The organism is Flavobacterium sp. T12S277 (assembly GCF_048514875.1).
Classification (GTDB): Bacteria; Bacteroidota; Bacteroidia; order Flavobacteriales; family Flavobacteriaceae; genus Flavobacterium.
In genome coordinates this window covers 158,416-176,535 of record NZ_JBLYEG010000003.1, presented here as the reverse complement: position 1 = coordinate 176,535, position 18,120 = coordinate 158,416, and the positions used below count along the sequence as shown (strand labels likewise).

The 18,120-nt window shown below is 35.8% G+C and carries 17 protein-coding genes; 13 read left to right on the top strand and 4 right to left on the bottom strand.

Annotated features, from left to right (window positions below; genetic code table 11):
- Positions 1-12: 12 nt before the first annotated feature.
- The 4 genes from ACN1CN_RS07055 to ACN1CN_RS07040 form a co-directional block, all read right to left on the bottom strand.
- Positions 13-990, bottom strand: a complete 978-nt coding sequence (locus tag ACN1CN_RS07055; protein ID WP_419135139.1) for a GNAT family N-acetyltransferase — start codon at positions 988-990, stop codon at positions 13-15.
- A gap of 172 nt (positions 991-1,162) precedes the next feature.
- The gene (locus ACN1CN_RS07050; protein WP_264523237.1) at positions 1,163-1,765 is read right to left on the bottom strand and encodes a trimeric intracellular cation channel family protein; all 603 of its coding nucleotides are present in this window, start codon (positions 1,763-1,765) and stop codon (positions 1,163-1,165) included.
- A 91-nt stretch (positions 1,766-1,856) separates the two neighbouring features.
- Positions 1,857-2,720: a hypothetical protein gene (locus ACN1CN_RS07045; RefSeq protein ID WP_419135138.1), complete on the bottom strand. Its 864-nt coding sequence runs from the start codon at positions 2,718-2,720 to the stop codon at positions 1,857-1,859.
- Between the two features lie 184 nt (positions 2,721-2,904).
- A complete protein-coding gene (locus tag ACN1CN_RS07040; protein ID WP_419135137.1) occupies positions 2,905-3,648 on the bottom strand; it encodes an RDD family protein in 744 nt (247 codons plus the stop codon).
- Between the two features lie 20 nt (positions 3,649-3,668).
- Here ACN1CN_RS07040 and ACN1CN_RS07035 point away from each other — a divergent pair, with 20 nt between their 5' ends.
- From ACN1CN_RS07035 to ACN1CN_RS06975, 13 genes are all read left to right on the top strand, one after another.
- Entirely contained in the window at positions 3,669-4,634 is a 966-nt protein-coding gene (locus ACN1CN_RS07035; protein WP_264523234.1) for a stage II sporulation protein M, read from the top strand.
- Positions 4,634-5,584 carry a hypothetical protein gene (locus ACN1CN_RS07030; RefSeq protein WP_419135136.1) on the top strand — a complete coding sequence of 317 codons (951 nt, stop codon included), beginning with the start codon at positions 4,634-4,636 and terminating at the stop codon, positions 5,582-5,584. The genes ACN1CN_RS07035 and ACN1CN_RS07030 overlap by 1 nt, the downstream gene beginning before the upstream one ends.
- Positions 5,577-6,350 carry a DUF4129 domain-containing protein gene (locus tag ACN1CN_RS07025; protein WP_419135135.1) on the top strand — a complete coding sequence of 258 codons (774 nt, stop codon included), beginning with the start codon at positions 5,577-5,579 and terminating at the stop codon, positions 6,348-6,350. Before ACN1CN_RS07030 ends, ACN1CN_RS07025 begins: the two co-directional genes overlap by 8 nt.
- Positions 6,343-7,554, top strand: coding sequence for a DUF4350 domain-containing protein (locus ACN1CN_RS07020; RefSeq protein ID WP_419135134.1), 1,212 nt, complete (start codon positions 6,343-6,345; stop codon positions 7,552-7,554). The genes ACN1CN_RS07025 and ACN1CN_RS07020 overlap by 8 nt, the downstream gene beginning before the upstream one ends.
- 42 nt (positions 7,555-7,596) lie before the next feature.
- Positions 7,597-8,607, top strand: coding sequence for an AAA family ATPase (locus ACN1CN_RS07015; RefSeq protein ID WP_419135133.1), 1,011 nt, complete (start codon positions 7,597-7,599; stop codon positions 8,605-8,607).
- A gap of 132 nt (positions 8,608-8,739) precedes the next feature.
- Positions 8,740-9,291: a hypothetical protein gene (locus ACN1CN_RS07010; RefSeq protein ID WP_419135132.1), complete on the top strand. Its 552-nt coding sequence runs from the start codon at positions 8,740-8,742 to the stop codon at positions 9,289-9,291.
- Positions 9,292-9,324: 33 nt separating this feature from the next.
- Positions 9,325-10,656, top strand: coding sequence for a DUF58 domain-containing protein (locus ACN1CN_RS07005; protein ID WP_419135131.1), 1,332 nt, complete (start codon positions 9,325-9,327; stop codon positions 10,654-10,656).
- Between the two features lie 151 nt (positions 10,657-10,807).
- Positions 10,808-11,893 carry a phosphoglyceromutase gene (locus tag ACN1CN_RS07000; protein ID WP_419135130.1) on the top strand — a complete coding sequence of 362 codons (1,086 nt, stop codon included), beginning with the start codon at positions 10,808-10,810 and terminating at the stop codon, positions 11,891-11,893.
- A 251-nt stretch (positions 11,894-12,144) separates the two neighbouring features.
- A complete protein-coding gene (locus ACN1CN_RS06995) occupies positions 12,145-12,936 on the top strand; it encodes a TrmH family RNA methyltransferase (RefSeq protein WP_419135129.1) in 792 nt (263 codons plus the stop codon).
- A gap of 16 nt (positions 12,937-12,952) precedes the next feature.
- The gene (locus ACN1CN_RS06990) at positions 12,953-14,491 is read left to right on the top strand and encodes a serine hydrolase (protein ID WP_419135128.1); all 1,539 of its coding nucleotides are present in this window, start codon (positions 12,953-12,955) and stop codon (positions 14,489-14,491) included.
- A 169-nt stretch (positions 14,492-14,660) separates the two neighbouring features.
- On the top strand, positions 14,661-16,883 hold the full coding sequence (locus ACN1CN_RS06985; protein ID WP_264523225.1) for a RelA/SpoT family protein: 2,223 nt from the start codon (positions 14,661-14,663) through the stop codon (positions 16,881-16,883).
- 36 nt (positions 16,884-16,919) lie between these two features.
- The gene (locus ACN1CN_RS06980) at positions 16,920-17,462 is read left to right on the top strand and encodes a hypothetical protein (protein ID WP_419135127.1); all 543 of its coding nucleotides are present in this window, start codon (positions 16,920-16,922) and stop codon (positions 17,460-17,462) included.
- A gap of 183 nt (positions 17,463-17,645) precedes the next feature.
- Positions 17,646-18,104, top strand: a complete 459-nt coding sequence (locus ACN1CN_RS06975; protein ID WP_029268726.1) for a Fur family transcriptional regulator — start codon at positions 17,646-17,648, stop codon at positions 18,102-18,104.
- The last annotated feature ends 16 nt before the right edge of the window (positions 18,105-18,120 follow it).

The window sequence follows — 18,120 nt, the reverse complement described above, 5'->3', positions numbered from 1 at the left end:
CTTTTTTTTCAGTTAAATTAAAACACCATTTAACTTATTATGATTTAGGGTTTCAACTTCATAAAAATCATGAATTATGGTACCTGCGCCAAAACTTTCTTTCCAGTATGACAGCCCTTCATTCAGGTTTCTTCCCTGATTCTCATTTGAAATTCCGAAATCAAAAAAAAGCTTGCTTTTAAATCTTTCGTGAATTAAATAATGAAACAAGTAATCCAAACTGCCTAAATTTTCCTGATTTTGATTCTTTGAAATGTATTGACCATGCGCAACCGTTTCCGTTTCAAAAATAGTTGTTCCTGCCACAATTTTATCCTCCAGATAAACATTAAACTGATGAATATTTTTAGGGAAACGCATTTTTAAGTAATTCATTTCTTCTATTGAATGAACAGGTTTTGCATTATGTTTCTGATCTAAATTCGGAATCAGAATTTCATTCCAAAACAATTCAAAATCGTTTTCTTCCTTAATAACCAATTGTTTTGAAACTGCTTTTTGAATTCCTCTTTTTCTAATTTTTGAAAGGTTACTTTTTTGTGACAAATCAATAACTGAAAGAGTATCTCGTCGAATCAATTTTGCATCCGTTAAAAACAAACTATATAAAATCTCTTCCGCAGGCTCCAAATGATAAATAGAAGGAAATGCTTTAAGGTATAATTTCTGAATTTTAATTTCATTTAAAAAAAGTAAAACAGCCTGAAAGACTTCCATAACTGATGCTACTTTTGTTTGTTTTTGATATACCAGTCCCCCATAAGTCAATCCCTGATGAGAGTAAACAGAATCGTTGGCTTTATTTGCCGGTAAAACTGCTTTTAATTTGTTGTCTTCAAAAACAAGAAGTGAAAAATCTTCAAACCGATCCTGATGGTATTCCATAAAATCACGGTGAAACAGGAATGTTGCATTTTTAGCCTGTGCTACAAATGCATTCCAAATCTCATAATCGTTTTTATGGTAATTCCTTACGGTATATTTCATCATAATTCCGATGGTCGTTTTAGGGTTCTCCTCTTGCGTTTTATTTGAACAAACTTATTAAAAAAATAAGCCGCGAATTCACAAATTTAATTTTTATTGAACAACAAAAATTTAAATTACGTTTGTGAATTCGCGGCTCTTAAATTTTCAGCACGCTAATATCGTTTAAAAAATCTTACCTGTGTTCAAATGCGGGCAAATACCATTTATATTTTACGGCCAGTAAACGTGTAATAATCATCACAACAGAGGTTACTAAATACAAAATATCGTCTTCTAAATTCAGTTTTTTAAGGATAAAAAATACTACTCCCCCAAAAATACAAATGGTTGCGTAAATCTCTCTTCTAAAAATCGTTGGAATTTCGGTACACAAAATATCCCGGATCACACCTCCAAAACAAGCTGTCATCGTTCCTAAAGCGATACAAATAACAGGATGTAAACCAATCATAATTCCTTTTTCGAGTCCAATTAAAGTGAAAACACCCAATCCGATCGTATCAAACAGAAACAACGAAGTACGCAATCGGTCAAACTTTTTTCTGAAGAGAATGGCAAAGGCGAAACCAATGATAATTACATATACATATTGCAAGTCCAACATCCATCCTACCGGAGTTCTGCCTATCAGTACATCGCGGAGCGTTCCGCCGCCTACAGCCGTCACAAAAGCAATGATAAAAACGCCAAACGGATCCAGTTTTTTATGCATCGCCGTCAAAGCACCCGACATGGCAAAAGCCATAGTACCGATAAGATCTAATAAATGAAACATTTTTTACTTTTTAGCTGCAAAGATACAGAGCTGCAAAGGTACAAAGGTTAAATTTGTTTTTTATTCTTTAAGAGTTCTTCTGTCTGAGAATTTATTTTTTTACATAAATCGGACTTCTTTTTAACAGATAAGAAACAGAATCCATCCAACTGTCTTTTACATTTAGGAATGGCTTACGGGTTTGAGAATAAATTTTCGTTCCGTTTTTGTACATGTCAAAATAAACCATGTAGTTATAGTAGGTTTGTGTGCTTGCACTTGTGGTTGAAACATCGCTCGTTTTTACTTTTTTATTATTGTCACTCACCTTAGCACTTCCACTATTGTAAGTTGAAGCTATTGAGCCTTCTGTTATCGTATACGAAACTTTTGTTGCTATAATATTGTCAACGCCTAGAATTTTTTGAAGATCTTCGATTGGGGTTTCGTCAATATTTTTATAATCAATTCCTGCTTTATGCAGCAAACTGTTTGTTACTCTTAGATCCTGAACGGTTAACGGAAATAAATTTGATGACTTATCCAGCAGTTTATTGTAAAGATCATTTTGAGCAAATTTTGCCATTTCCTCTGAACTTTCTAAAGTGCCCGAATTCAAATAAGGAACTGGCAGTACAGCAATGGTATTGGGTTTCATTTCGGCTGCAGCAAAAGACTGTCCTGAATTAACAGAATTCGCAGTATTGGATACTGAAGTATTTGCAGACACATCAAAAGTTTGTGAACGCCCGCTGGCAAAATCAATTCTGGCAATCTGAGATACATCCAGTGAAATTTGTAAGGTCTCTCCCGGTAAAGAATACTCAACCGTTTTATCGGACATTTTTGCAATTGTACCTTCTATAATCTGATAATCTCTTTTTATTATTTTATCCAGTTTTTTGCTTCCGGTCTGAGCAAAATTGGCAATGGAAAACAGTAACATTATAATCGCAAAAACCTTTGTAATTTTCATTCTTTCTATGATTTAAATGATCCTACTCTTATGGATTTTCGGTCCCTCCTTTTCAAAAAATAAATAATAAACACAATCTGCTAATCAAACTTATAACAAGCTGATTTTAACAGTAGTAAAATTAAAGGATTTCTCGTATTTAAAAAATGATATTTGTCATAACCTTCATTTATCCTTTTTACGGCTACATATTCTGGGTATAAAAATTATAATCTTTGAGGATAACTCTTAAGAAATCAGTATTATTTCCGGATTGATTTTTAATTCCGGTAACACTCTCTATTTTAGTGACCAGTTTATAAATAATTTCGTGATCGTTTTTGGCTAGTGCACTTTGAAAAGTTTCCTTAATAATTCGCATATCATTATCCGACAATTTAATCACCAAAGGATAGGTCGGAACATAAGCGTCTCCTATTTCTTCGAGGATGGTGTGGCTGATATTGATTTTATTTTTTAGCGTGATTACGGCCGTTCCTGCAACCATATCTCCTAATCGCTGTCCTTTTTGACTTGAGATTATCGATATTAACCCCACGATTCCTCCCAGGATTGAAATGTCAACAAGTCTAAAAAACCAACGCATCAAATAATCGCCAAAGCCCGCCTGATAACCATCAATTTTTACCACTTTTATTTTGACCAGTTTCTTTCCTATGGTCTGTCCTTCAAAAATACTTTCTAAGACTAGTGTGTAAATAATAAAGGGAAAATACAATAGTAAAAGTACCGATGCTCTTGACCAGCTGTCTAAGGTATCCAGCACTTTATCAAAATTAAAAACGTAAAAAAATATCAGGGAAATTACGATCCCATAGGCCACTTTAATCGCCAAATCGATGAAATAAGAACCTATTCTTTCCCCGACAGTTGCGGCGATAAAATTTATTTTGACATTTTGTGTTGTATTTATAGATAATTCTGACATATTTTATATTTTAGCCTGCAATGAGAGAAGTCGCCTTCATAAAACAAAATAAAGAAAAATGGCTGGAATTTGAACTAGCTATTTTTGGTAAAGCTAAAAAAAATCCGGACGAGTTAGCTAATTTGTACATTCAGATGATGAATGACTTGGCGTATGCCCAAACGTACTATCCGAAGAGTAAAACCGTTATTTACCTCAATCATCTTGCCTCACAAATTTATCAGAAAATTTATAAAACCAAAAGAACAGAAAAAAATAAGTTCCTGGAGTTCTTTATGACAGAAGTTCCCTTGCTGATGTACGAGTACAAACGCTATTTAATGTATGCTTTTGTGCTATTTTTTATCACGGTTGGAATTGGCGTCGTTTCGGCAAGATACGATCAGGATTTTGTTCGTCTCATTCTAGGCGATGGTTATGTTAACATGACCCTGGAGAACATCAAAAAAGGAAATCCAATGGCCGTTTACGGCTCCGGAAGCAATTGGGGAAGTTTTATTGGCATCACCATGAACAATCTTTATGTAGGGGCACGGTGTTACATTTATGGAATTTTTGGCGGTCTTGGTACTTTTTATATCTTCCTTCAAAACTGTATTATGCTGGGGTCTTTTCAATATTTCTTCTACGAACAGGGCGTTTTCTGGAAAAGCGTACGCGGAATCTGGATTCATGGGGCCATGGAAATTTTTGCAATTGTAATCGAAACTACTGCCGGTTTTATTTTAGGAGCTTCGATCCTGTTTCCCAAAACTTTCTCGCGAATGAACTCCTTTAAAATAGGTTTCAAAAATAGTTTCAAAATATTTCTGAGTACCTTTCCGTTTACCATCAGTGCAGGTTTTCTTGAAGGTTTCATCACCCGATATTCAATTGATATGCCCAATTGGTTAAGCAGTCTTATCATTTTGCTTACATTAGCCGTAATTTCATTTTATTATTTGATTTACCCTTTTATTGTTCACAAAAAAACAACTTTATCATAATGTTTGAGCTTTACAAAAAACGACAATTAGGCGACTATATCGTAGATACCTTCAGTTTTTTCAAAACTTTTGGAAAACACTTTTTTAAAATCTTTTTCATCATCAACGGAGCCTTTCTGCTTATCGTAGGTGCTTTAGTATTTTTCTTTCTAAAAAGTAATTTTCAGGCGGTAATTAATGAAAGTTTAGACCATCCGGAATCTGACAATCTTGCAGGCTACTTCAACGATAATTTTGGTCTTTTAATTGGTTTTATCGTCCTTTTTTTTGTTGTTATTATCGCCTTATCGCTCTTCAATTCGACTTATCCAATACTATATTTAAAACTGGTCGACCAAAAAAGCAAAAACAATTTCACCACAGAAGATGTCGTAACGATCTTTAGACAAAACCTCTGGAAGATCATCAAATTCTGTTTTGGACTTATATTTTTAGTCGTTCCAATGCTGTTTGTTGTTATCATTTTACTCTTCTTCCTGTGCTTTTTAATCGTTGGTATTCCACTGCTTTTAATTGCGATACCCACTTTATTTACCTGGGTCAATTTTAGTTTTTATACCTACCTGTCAGAAGACAAAGGTTTCTTTCAGTCCTTAAATCATGCTTATCTTTTGCTGAAAAAAGATTTCTGGACTTCGATAGGGGCAACTTTTTTAATACTTATTATGATGCAGATGATTCAGGGATCGATCACTATGGTTTTCTATTTTGCAGGCATATTTATGTTTTTCCTGACCGCTCTGGGGAGTTCAGAATTTAATCCGGAAACTATGGGCGATTCTCCGTTCTTAATTTTCTTTCTGACTTTTATTTTTATTCTGATCTTTACGCTGAGTAATATCTTCAACAACATGATCATGATTAATCAGGGAATTATGTATTATAGTCTGGGAGCAGAAGAAAAAATTTCAAATAGCGAAATTGAGTTAATCGGAACCGATAATGAATAAAATTCTATTCTTTTTATCCTTTCTGCTTTTCTCGGGTATCTCTCGTGCCCAGGACACTTTGGCTACAGCCGAACCTCCGAAAATAGCTACCGTAAAATACACTGAAAAAGATATTCGGGTAACTTCTGACACCATAGAAATTAAAAGTTTCGCTAAAAACTTCAAAAAAAAATATACCGATTCCAGTTTTGTTTACGAATTCAAAGCTCCCGAAAAAGGCCTATGGCAGCGCTTTAAAGAGTGGTTGGCCAGTCTTTTTGGAGATTGGTTTGAGTTTGAAAGTCCTGAGACCTCCGTTAATTTTGTTTCGGTTTTATTAAGAGTACTGGCGGTTATCATCATCATTTTTGTCATTTATTTGATTACAAAAGCCATAATCAATAAAGAAGGACAGTGGATTTTTGGAAAAAATGCGAAGAAAAAAAACATTTACTATTCAGACATCGAAAAGAACATACACCTTTTAGATTTCGATAAACTAATTAAAGAAAGCATACAATCCGGAGAAAAAAGAACTGCCGTTCGTTATTATTATCTCTGGCTTTTAAAAGTGATGGCACAAAATCACTACATCGAATGGGATATCGAAAAGACCAATTCTGATTATTTGTACGAACTTCAAAAACCCGCACACAAGGAAGAGTTTACCTATTTGTCTTATTTGTACAACTATATCTGGTATGGTGAATTTGAAATTGATGAAATCACTTTTAAAAAGGCCGAAAATCGATTTAAGAAAGCCATAAAAACGTTTAGCAATGAGTAAAACACTTAAAATTTATATTGCTGTACTGCTTTTTATTCTAATCTTAATTTTAGTAGCAGATCACGACCGTCCGAAGCCTATCGACTGGAGGCCAACCTACTCTGTCAACGACAAAATTCCTTTTGGACTTTATGTTTTTGACAAAGAAATCAATGGCTTTTTTAAAAATCATACCGTAGAACGCATTGCAACTTTAACGCCTTACGAGTATTTAGATTCAAAATACAACAATGATACTCTGGTAGAAGACTATAAAATAAAAGGAACTTTCATCAACATTTCCGAATCAAATACGATTGATGAAGAGTCGGTAAACGAGCTTTTTTATTTTGTATCGCGTGGAAATAATGCTTTTCTGAGCATGAAAACCTTTCCCAAATACCTGCTAGACAGTTTAAAAGTCGAAGTAAATTCCGATTATCAAAACTCGGGCAGTACAACGGTTTGGCTGGCCAACCCACAGCTGAAAGCCAAAAAATATAAGTTCGCACAAACTTTGGAAGATTATTTTTCTAAAATTGACACCGCTAATACAACTGTTTTGGGTTATCAGATGGCTTCGCTCAAAAAAGCAAAAAAGCACATCAATTTTATAAAAGTACCCTATCATAATGGGCATTTTTACCTGCATACTCAACCGCTTGCTTTTACAAACTACCATTTACTGAAAGCAAACCATTATGAATATGCCGAAAGTGTCCTGTCTTTCCTGCCTAAAGGAGATATTTTTTGGTACACCAAAGGACAAAATAACGAGAGTATCTCCGAATCGCCGCTGCGTTACATTTTAAGTCAGCCCGGTTTAAAATGGGCCTGGTATTTCTTTTTGTTCGGAATGTTGATTTTCATTATTTTTAATGCCAAACGAAAACAGCGAATTGTTCCCATATTAAAACCTTTGCCCAATTTAACCGTCGATTTTACAAAAACCATCGGGAATTTATATTATCAGGAAGGCGATCATACCAATATTATTGATAAAAAAATCATTTACTTTTTAGAAAAAATTAGAAATGAATACTTAATCGACACCACAAAGCTGGACGATAATTTTATTCAAAAATTGCATCATAAAACAGGTAAAAAGGTAACCGATATTCAGGAACTTGTATTCCTGATTAACGAACATCGAAATAGTTATCACGGCAGCCTTGAGGAAGATTTGATCCGAATCAATACTGCGATAGAGAAGATTTTACATTAAAAAAATTACAGCCGAATTCAATAAAAAGAAAACAAACCCATCATGGACGATATCAATACAACACCGGAAATCACAAATGAAAATGTGAATTTTGAAACCCGAATCAACTTAGCTCCCCTATTGGATCATGTCAGCGCGATCAAAAAAGAACTCGAAACTGTAATCGTAGGACAGCACAAGATGGTCGATCAGCTTTTGGTTGCTATTTTATCCAACGGGCACGTTTTACTTGAAGGAGTACCCGGAGTTGCAAAAACCATCACGGCCAAACTTCTGTCCAAAACCCTGAACATTGGCTTTAGCCGTATCCAATTTACGCCGGACTTAATGCCGTCGGATATTTTGGGAACTTCGATTTTTAATTTAAAAACATCTGAATTTGAATTTAAAAAAGGGCCTATATTCTCCAACTTAATCTTAATCGATGAAATAAACCGTGCTCCTGCCAAAACACAGGCCGCGCTTTTTGAAGTAATGGAGGAACGCCAGATTACGATTGACGGATTGGCCTATCAGCTGGAAACCCCATTTTTGGTCATTGCCACTCAAAACCCAATTGAGCAAGAAGGAACTTACCGTTTGCCCGAAGCACAATTGGATCGTTTTTTATTCAAAATCACTATTGATTATCCGAAACTAAACGAAGAAATTCTGATTATCCAAAGAGAGCATTTACTACAGGATCATGGAAAACTGGAAGCCATCAAAACCATACTGTCTGCCGCTGAAATAAAAGAGTACCAGGCTTTGGTAAAACAAATCAGAGTCGAGCAAAATCTATTGGAATACATAGCCAGAATAGTAGTCAACACACGTGAAAATGCTTTCCTGTATTTAGGAGCCTCTCCTCGTGCCTCAATTGCAATTTTGAATGCTGCCAAAGGTTTCGCTGCCATCCGCGGGCGCGATTTTGTCACTCCTGAAGATATTAAAGAAGCGGCTGTTCCGGTTTTACAACATCGTGTAATCGTAGCTCCCGAACGTGAAATGGAAGGTATTACCAGTTCAGAAATCATCAGACAAATTATTGAAACGGTCGAGATTCCGAGATAGTTTTTTAGTCGCAGTTTTCAGTCGCAGTGGCAGTTTTCGGTACTATGTCTAATAACAAACCTTTTTTAAATGAAATATTCTAAAATTTTCTTTTTGTTTCTTCTGGGTATCACATTGGTAAGTTTTAAACCTATGAATACTAAACAGACGAATACTACCAATAGATCAATTTATTTTTTAGCGGACAAACAACAAATTGAAACGTTAATAAGAAAAGTCTATGAATGGATCGAAACCAAAAAAACACAAGGTGACTTTGATGTTATAGAAAATAAAAAGGGAGATAAATATGTGGCACTAAATACAAAAACACATAATAAAATAATAAACGAGCTTAAAAACTCTAATTTTTTTGCACAACAATTTATCGACAATTATAACAAAATTGCACTGAAAATTGGAGAGAATCTTAAGAACAATAAAATCGAATATTGGGTTGGAGAATTACCTCCATACGGTAACGATAGCAACCCATGGTGTGATTGTCAGGATAATCCGGAATCGTATTGGAAAACATTAAAAGTAAACGACTTAAAAATCCAAAATAACAAAGCTACATTTTACTGGACATGGACAGAATGGAAAGATAGTCCTAAGTATAAAGTAACAGTAGTTAAAGAAAATGGAATATGGAAAATAGCCGCCTTAGACGGTTTTGATTATAAAAGCTTTACTAAAATATAGTATAAAAGATCTTTAACCCTAATTTTATTAAAATTGAAATTCATCAAAAGCCTTTACCTCAATAACTTTTTCTTCTATGTGCTTCTGGGCATTATTGGATTGTTTGTTTGTGCTTTTATTTTTCCAAATTTGTACAACGCAGTTTGGTTTATCGTTTTAATTTTATTGACTTTTTTGGGACTCGATATACTCCTGCTCTATCTTAGCAAAACGGGTATTGAAGCAGAAAGAACTACACCGGAAAAACTTTCCAACGGAGACCTGAATCCCGTTACGATTAGCATCAAAAACCATTATACGTTTAAAATTTCAGTCAAAATTATTGACGAAATTCCGTTTCAGTTTCAGGTACGTGATTTCAAAATTGTAAAGACCGTTAAAGCTGCAGAACAAAAAGAAATTGGGTATGAATTACGACCTACAGAACGTGGCGAATACTACTTTGGCTACCTGAATGTTTATGTTTCTTCCCCATTAAGATTAATTTCCAGAAGATTCTCTTTCGATAAAGATAAAATGGTTCCCACCTATCCGTCTTATATCCAATTAAGAAAATATGATTTACTGGCTTTTTCAAATAATTTATACCAATACGGAATCAAAAAGATCCGCAGAATTGGTCATACCATGGAATTTGAACAAATTAAAGAATATGTTCAGGGTGACGACCTCCGAACGCTGAACTGGAAAGCCACCGCCAAGAAAAATGCTCTCATGGTCAATCAGTTTCAGGATGAGAAATCGCAGTCTGTTTACATGGCGATCGACAAAGGCCGCGCCATGCAAATGCCATTCGACGGACTGAGTTTGTTGGATTATGCGATCAATTCGACCTTGGTATTGTCTAATGTTATTCTGAAAAAACAGGACAAGGCAGGAATTTTTTCCTTCTCTAAAAAAATAGAAAACCGGGTTTTTGCCGAAAAAAGAGCCTCTCAGATGCAAAAAATTCTGGAGACCCTATACAATATCAAAACCGATTTTTTCGAAAGTGACTACAGCCGTTTGTACGTAGACATCAAGAAAAACATCAATCAAAGAAGTTTGATCATTTTATATACTAACTTTGAAACGATGGACGGTTTAAACCGACAATTACCATATTTAAAAGGAATTGCAAAAAGTCACTTATTGGTTGTCGTTTTCTTTAGCAATACAGAACTGAATACGATCATCAACAAAAAAACGGATACCATTCAGGAAATTTACGACAAAGTAATCGCTGAAAAATTCATGTTCGAAAAACGTTTAATCGCAAACGAACTCAAAAAATACGGCATACACTCTGTTTTAACACAACCTGAAAATTTAACTCTGGACGCGATTAATAAGTATTTAGAAATTAAAGCCAGAGGAATTTTATAGCAGTGAGGAATACTTTTCTTTGTGAGAAGTAAAATGGCAGGGATCGTTTTTTGCAAATATTATTAAAACGTCAAGTTCTTTATAAAAATTAAGATTAGTCAAAAAAACTTTGAACCTTTGTTACTTTGAACCTTTGTAATTCCTTAAGAAAATGAAAAAACTACTTGTACTTGTATTCGTTTTTACAAGCCTTTTGTCTCATGCACAAAAAACAGAAAACATCATCATTATTACTACTGACGGCTTTAGATGGCAGGAAGTTTTTAAAGGAATGGATGCTGCAATTGCCAATGATAAAAAATTCAATCAGGGAGACAGTACCTATATCCACAAAAAATATGCAAGTGCTGACCTGAAAGAAAGCCGAAAAAAAATCATGCCTTTTCTATGGTCTGAAATTGCCACAAAAGGGCAAATTTATGGCAATCGTGACTTAGGCAGTAAAGTAGACGTATCAAATCCGTATTGGTTTAGTTATCCCGGATACAGCGAGATCATGACCGGAAATGTTGATGTTGCCGTCAATTCCAATCATTACAAAGACAATCCGAATGTGAATGTTCTGGAATTTTTAAACCAGCAATCGAAGTTAAAAGGAAGAGTTGCCGCTTTTGGTGCCTGGGATGCTTTTGATCGAATTTTAAACGAAAAAAGAAGTGGTTTTCCTGTAATATCTGCTTTTGATAACGTGGGAGGAGATAAGCCTACCGAGACTCAGAAATTGTTGAATGAAATGCGCAACAACTCTTTCAAACCTTTTCATCAGGATGAATGTCTGGATGTTTTTACACATTATCAGGCTTTGAACGAACTTAAAACCAAAAAGCCAAAAGTACTTTACATTGCCTACGGAGAAACCGATGAATGGGCACATGCCGGACATTACAGATCGTATCTTGACGCTGCAAACCAGGTAGACAAATGGATTAAGGAAATCTGGAACTTTGTACAAAATGATCCGCAATACAAAAACAAAACGACGATATTAATCACCGTAGATCACGGCCGTGGCGACAAAATAAAAGCACAGTGGACCGATCATGGGGCTGATGTTGAAGGTGCTTCACAAATCTGGTTCGCTGCTATGGGACCTGAAATCGCAGCAAAAGGAGAAATCAAAACAGACTCTCAATTGTATCAAAAACAAGTTGCACAAACCATTGCAAAAATCATGGGCTATACTTTTGAAGCCTCACACCCCGTAGCAAACGAGATTTCGGAAGTACTTCAAAAATAAGAAGATTCTTTTTTGCCACGAATTTCACCAATTTACACTAATTTTTACCAGCTTTAAGCAAAATATGAATTAGCGAAAATTCGTGAAATTCGTGGCAACTTTTTTATACCCGTTTTACATCTCTACTCCCTATAAAAAACCCTCAGTACCTTAGCACCTCAGAACCTAAGTACCTCCAGAAAAACCTTTGCAACTTTTAAAAAAAATCTCAGTACCTTAGCCCCTCAGAACCTAAGTACCTTCAAAAAAAAATGAAACAAATTACTTCAATACAAAATCCGTTTATAAAATCGCTTGTTTTACTACAGGAAAAGGCCAAAGCCCGCAAACAAACCGGAACATTTTTGATTGAAGGTTTACGTGAAATTCAATTGGCAACAAAAGGAGGTTACGAAATCGAAACCGTTTTATTTTTACCCGAGCTGGTTACCGAAAATCAGATTCAAAAATTAGTGAACGGTCCGGTTCAACTCATCGAAATCAATAAAGAAATTTATCAAAAACTAGCGTATCGCGACACCACCGAAGGGATTCTGGCTGTGGCTAAAACCAAATCGATGCTGTTATCTGATCTGAAATTATCAGATAATCCGTTAATAGTGGTTGCCGAAGCACCGGAGAAGCCAGGAAACATCGGCGCGCTTTTACGCACTGCAGATGCTGCAAATCTGGATGCTGTATTAATTGCAAACCCAAAAAGTGATTTATACAATCCAAATATTGTACGCTCCAGTGTCGGTTGTTTGTTTACCAACCAAATCGCAACAGGAACAACAGCTGAAATCATTGCCTTTTTAAAAGAAAAAAAGATTGACTTTTACTGTGCCACACTGCAAAATTCTACCTCTTATCATACACAGAATTTCACAACCCCAACCGCTTTGGTTGTAGGCACGGAAGCCACCGGCCTAACGCAGGATTGGAGGGATGCTGCCACTCAAAACATTATCATCCCCATGCAGGGCGAAATCGACAGTATGAATGTCTCGGTCGCGGCTGCTATTCTAATCTTCGAAGCCAAACGTCAGCGCGGATTTAACTAAACCAAAACATACTGTCATGAACTACAAATTATCACTTTTAGCCTTATTATTTAGCCTTACTCTTTCAGCTCAAATAACCAATCCGGAAGTCGATGAACTGGTCAATCGCACCCTAAAAGCATTTGATGTACCCGGAATTGCAGTCGCTATTGTAAAAGACGGAAAAGTAGTTCTGGCAAAAGGTTACGGAGTAAAATCAATCACAACACAGCAAAAAGTAGATGCCAATACCCTTTTCGGGATTGCGTCTAATAGTAAAGCTTTTACCTCAGGAGCATTGGCGATGCTCGTGGATGAAGGCAAAATAAAATGGGACGATAAGGTCGTAAAATACCTTCCGGATTTTAAAATGTACGACGATTATGTAACCCGTGAATTCACGATTCGTGATTTATTAACTCATCGAAGCGGACTCGGACTCGGAGCCGGAGATTTAATGATCTGGCCGGACGGAAGCGATTTTAAAGCAGCCGATATTGTGCATAATCTAAGATATTTAAAACCCGTTTCCAGTTTTAGAACCAAATACGATTACGACAACTTACTGTACATTGTAGCAGGTGAAATTGTACACGTGGTAAGTGGTAAAACCTGGGCCGAATTTGTTGAAGAACGCATCATGAAACCTCTGGAAATGAACAATAGTGTAGCTTCAGTAAAACGTTTAAAAGACACCACCAACGTTATCACCCCTCATGTGCCGGTTGATGGCAAACTTAAAACCATCAAACGTTATGAAAATCAGCTTTTCGATGGGGCAGCCGGAATCTATTCCAGTGTAAATGATTTGAGTAAATGGGCCATTTTGCAAATCAATAACGGAAAATACGGCGATAACAAACAATTGTTTTCAGAGAAAGAACACGATGAAATGTGGCAACTGCAAACCATCATTCCGGCAAAAACGAGACCTCCGTACAACACCCATTTCTCAGGTTATGGTTTAGGCTGGTTCCTGAGTGATGTAAAAGGGTACAAACAGGTTTCGCACACGGGAGGATTAGAAGGAAATGTAACGCAAACTACTTTGATTCCGGAATTAGGCTTAGGCATTATTGTTTTAACCAATCAGCAGTCAGGAGCCGCTTTTAGCGCGATCACCAATACCATAAAAGACAGCTATCTCGGAGTTAAATCCGATGACTACGTAACCCTTTACAGCAACCGCATGAAAGCCAGTGAAGCATCAGCCGACAAGGTAACCGATGAAGTCTGGGCAACCGTTGCCAAAAACAAAAAAGACAAACTTAAAACCGATTTTTCTAAAATAACCGGAACTTACAAAGACAATTGGTTTGGAGAAATCACCATTACAGAGAAAAAAGGAAAAGTCTATTTTGCTTCCAAACGCTCTCCGCAGCTGGCCGGCGAAGTATTTTTCTACAAAGACGGAAATTATGTCGTAAAATGGAACAATGCTTTCTTTCATGCCGATGCACATTTACTTTTCAAATACGATGAAAACGGAAAAGTCGCTAACTTAAAAATGCTCCCAATTTCTGAATTAACTGATTTTAGTTACGATTTTCAGGATTTGGATTTTTTAAAAGAGTAATTCCAGGTTTCAAGTTTCAGGTTTCAGGTCGAAAACTGCATCTAAAAGCAGTACTCAAAAACTTGAAACCTGAAACCTGAAACAAAATAATCTCATTCTAAAATCAACCCTCCATTCCCTTGCGTATATTCAAACTTATTCTTATTTTTAGTACTTGAACTATGCCGTTATGATAGAAATAGATATTGAAAAAGAAAACAAAGCAATTGCACAAGAGTATAAAGAGTTACTTCGAATCAGTTATCAGACTTTAAGCCCAACCGACAAAAAACTTATCCGTAAAGCATTTGATGTTGCTGTTGATGCACACAAAGAACAAAGACGTAAATCTGGTGAGGCGTATATCTTTCATCCTATTGCAGTTGCAAAAATAGTTGCTTCTGAAATTGGTTTGGGAGCGACCTCTATCGCTGCGGCCTTATTACATGATGTTGTTGAAGATACCCCTTTGACTGTGGAGGATATCGAACGCCTGTTCAATCCGAAAGTAGCTCAATTGGTAGAAGGTCTAACCAAGATTTCATTAGTTCAGAGAGACCTGAATGCCTCTATGCAGGCAGAAAATTTCAGAAAAATGATTCTGACACTGAATGATGACGTTCGTGTTATTCTGATCAAACTGGCCGATCGTTTGCACAATATGCAAACCATGGATTCTATGGCGGAATACAAACAAACCAAAATCGCCTCAGAAACACTTTATATTTACGCTCCACTTGCCCATCGTTTGGGACTTTATAATATCAAAACCAAACTTGAAGATTTAGGTTTAAAATATACCGAACCAGCTGTTTATAATGATATCGTAAGCAAAATTAGAGAAACAAAAGAAGAACAGGATGCTTACATCAAAGACATTTCGGATGTTTTGAAGAAATCCTTAGACAGTGAAGGCATCGATTATGTTATTAAAGGACGTCCAAAATCCATCTATTCGATTCGCCGAAAAATGCGAGCTCAAAATGTGAGTTTTGACGAAGTATACGACAAATTTGCCTTAAGAATTGTCTATAAATCCGATCAGCATGACGAAAAATTCGTAGCCTGGAAAATCTATTCCATTGTTACTGATCATTACAGACCGAGCCCGAGTCGTTTGCGTGACTGGATTTCCTCTCCAAAATCGACCGGTTACGAAGCTTTGCACATTACCGTGATGGGACCAAAAGGCCGTTGGGTTGAAGTACAGGTTCGGAGCGAACGTATGGATGAAATCGCAGAAAAAGGATATGCCGCACATTACAAATACAAAAACGGCGCAAACGAAGAAAGTGGTCTGGACGTTTGGCTGAATTTACTTCGCGAAGCATTAGAGAATCAGGAAACCAATGCGGTAGATTTTGTAGAAGATTTTAAAATGAATTTATATTCAAAAGAAATCTTCGTCTTTACACCAAAAGGAGAAATCAAATCACTCCCAAAAGGAGCCACATCACTTGACTTTGCTTTTAGTATCCACTCCGAAATCGGAATTAAAACCAGAGGAACCCGCGTCAATGGACGATTAGTACCTTTAAATCACGAATTAAAAAGTGGCGACCAGGTAGAAGTGATTACCTCTGCCAATCAAAAACCAACCGTCAACTGGTTAGAATATGTAACCACTTCGCGAGCGAAAAATAAAATTAAAAATGTTCTGAACGAGAACACCAAAAAAATCGCCGAAGAAGGAAAAGAACTGCTTACCAGAAAACTAAAACATCTAAAAATCACTATTAACGAACAGGTGATTAATGAACTGGTTAACTTTTTTAAACTTAAAACCAGTTTAGATTTATTTTACAGAGTGGGTATTGGTGCGATCGAAAATCAGCAATTAAAAGATTATGCGGCGCAAAAAAGCAATACGTTTATCAATTTCTTTAAAAATAAAATTAAGAGAAACAAAGATACCACTGCTTCCGAAGACATTCACAAACCCATCATCAGCAGCAACTATGACATGCTGGTTTTTGGAACAGAACATGATAAACTGGATTACAAACTCTCACCCTGCTGTAACCCGATTCCGGGAGATGATGTTTTTGGATTTGTAACCATCAACGAAGGAATCAAAGTTCATAAAAAAGACTGCCCTAATGCGATTGGCATGCAGTCCAATTACGCTTACCGAATTATGAGCGCCAAATGGATTGATTCTTCTCAAGAGGAATTCAAAGCCATTATCAACATAACAGGAATGGATGTTTTAGGACTTACGAATCAACTGACCAGGGTTATTTCCAACAACATGAGCGTAAATATCCAGAGTATTTCACTAAGTACCGATGCCGGAATTTTTCACGGGCAGATTGCCGTTATCGTTCAAAACAACACCATTTTGAAGAAAATGATCAATGCCATTAAGAAAATTGACGGAGTTGATAAAGTAACCAGAGAATACAGAACTTAATTCCAAATTGAATTTAATCGAATCTGACTTTTTGATATGAAAAATGAGGTACTGGAGATTCCTAAGATCCATTTAGATGAAAACGGCGAGCTTATTATCATTGCTTCCGATACTTCGTCAAAAGATGATTTTGATTTTTTTCAGGGAAAATCGGATATTCGAAACAAAAAATTAAAACAAAGGCTTTCAAACTGTACAGAATGGATTGAATTTCCCTCCACACAGGAAATGTATAAAATCCTGCACGGAATTGGCAATATTGATAATTTTCTTGCCACTTTTGACGGAAAGCCCTTTGAAGGCATGACCGTCAGATTATTCAATCCTGAAACCCGATTGTGGAGTATTTACTGGTCCGATTCAACTACCGGAATCCTAGACAAACCCGTAATAGGCTCTTTTGAAAACAAAGTCGGGCATTTTTTCTCTAAAGATACCTTTGAAGGCAAAAAAGTTTTTCAGGTATTCCGATGGGATGCAAGAGATGAAAATAATCCGGTATGGAGTCAGGCTATGTCTGCAGATTCTGGAAAATCATGGGAATGGAACTGGTACATGTACATGACAAAAAGGAAGTAAAAAAATGTTAGTATTTTCATAAATAAAAACAATTATGTTAATTATGTTCGTCTGATTTTTTTAAATTTATCACTACAAACACCTGTAATTGATACTTTATTACGGATCGAATACAAATTAAAACGTTAAACTTTAAACCCGAAACTTTTATTCATTAAAAATAAAAAATTACCTTTGCCGGATATGACACTCATTTCAACTGACAACACTAGAAATCAAGAAATTGTAAAAAATGTTTTTACAATGTATCTTGAGCAAAAAGGGCATCGCAAAACTCCTGAGCGTTATGCTATACTTCAGGAAATTTACGATAGCGAAGAACATTTTGATATAGAAAACTTATATATCAAAATGAAAAACAAGAACTATCGTGTGAGTAGAGCTACATTGTACAACACGATTGAGCTTTTGTTAGACTGCGCTTTGGTGAGAAAACATCAATTTGGGCAAAATCAGGCTTACTACGAAAAATCATATTTTGATAAACAACATGATCATATTATCATGACAGATTCTGGTGAAGTAATTGAATTTTGCGATCCAAGAATCCAAACCATCAAAAAAACAATCGAAGAAATATTTGATATTGAAATTACAAATCATTCTTTGTATTTCTACGGAAACAAAAAGCAAAAACAATAATTCCTAAAGGCATTAT

Coding starts and splice junctions, on each gene's coding strand:
- ACN1CN_RS07055 (WP_419135139.1), bottom strand. CDS start 990: ATGATGAAATATACCGTAAGGAATTACCATAAAAACGATTATGAGATT.
- ACN1CN_RS07050 (WP_264523237.1), bottom strand. CDS start 1,765: ATGTTTCATTTATTAGATCTTATCGGTACTATGGCTTTTGCCATGTCG.
- ACN1CN_RS07045 (WP_419135138.1), bottom strand. CDS start 2,720: ATGAAAATTACAAAGGTTTTTGCGATTATAATGTTACTGTTTTCCATT.
- ACN1CN_RS07040 (WP_419135137.1), bottom strand. CDS start 3,648: ATGTCAGAATTATCTATAAATACAACACAAAATGTCAAAATAAATTTT.
- ACN1CN_RS07035 (WP_264523234.1), top strand. CDS start 3,669: ATGAGAGAAGTCGCCTTCATAAAACAAAATAAAGAAAAATGGCTGGAA.
- ACN1CN_RS07030 (WP_419135136.1), top strand. CDS start 4,634: ATGTTTGAGCTTTACAAAAAACGACAATTAGGCGACTATATCGTAGAT.
- ACN1CN_RS07025 (WP_419135135.1), top strand. CDS start 5,577: ATGAATAAAATTCTATTCTTTTTATCCTTTCTGCTTTTCTCGGGTATC.
- ACN1CN_RS07020 (WP_419135134.1), top strand. CDS start 6,343: ATGAGTAAAACACTTAAAATTTATATTGCTGTACTGCTTTTTATTCTA.
- ACN1CN_RS07015 (WP_419135133.1), top strand. CDS start 7,597: ATGGACGATATCAATACAACACCGGAAATCACAAATGAAAATGTGAAT.
- ACN1CN_RS07010 (WP_419135132.1), top strand. CDS start 8,740: ATGAATACTAAACAGACGAATACTACCAATAGATCAATTTATTTTTTA.
- ACN1CN_RS07000 (WP_419135130.1), top strand. CDS start 10,808: ATGAAAAAACTACTTGTACTTGTATTCGTTTTTACAAGCCTTTTGTCT.
- ACN1CN_RS06995 (WP_419135129.1), top strand. CDS start 12,145: ATGAAACAAATTACTTCAATACAAAATCCGTTTATAAAATCGCTTGTT.
- ACN1CN_RS06990 (WP_419135128.1), top strand. CDS start 12,953: ATGAACTACAAATTATCACTTTTAGCCTTATTATTTAGCCTTACTCTT.
- ACN1CN_RS06985 (WP_264523225.1), top strand. CDS start 14,661: ATGATAGAAATAGATATTGAAAAAGAAAACAAAGCAATTGCACAAGAG.
- ACN1CN_RS06980 (WP_419135127.1), top strand. CDS start 16,920: ATGAAAAATGAGGTACTGGAGATTCCTAAGATCCATTTAGATGAAAAC.
- ACN1CN_RS06975 (WP_029268726.1), top strand. CDS start 17,646: ATGACACTCATTTCAACTGACAACACTAGAAATCAAGAAATTGTAAAA.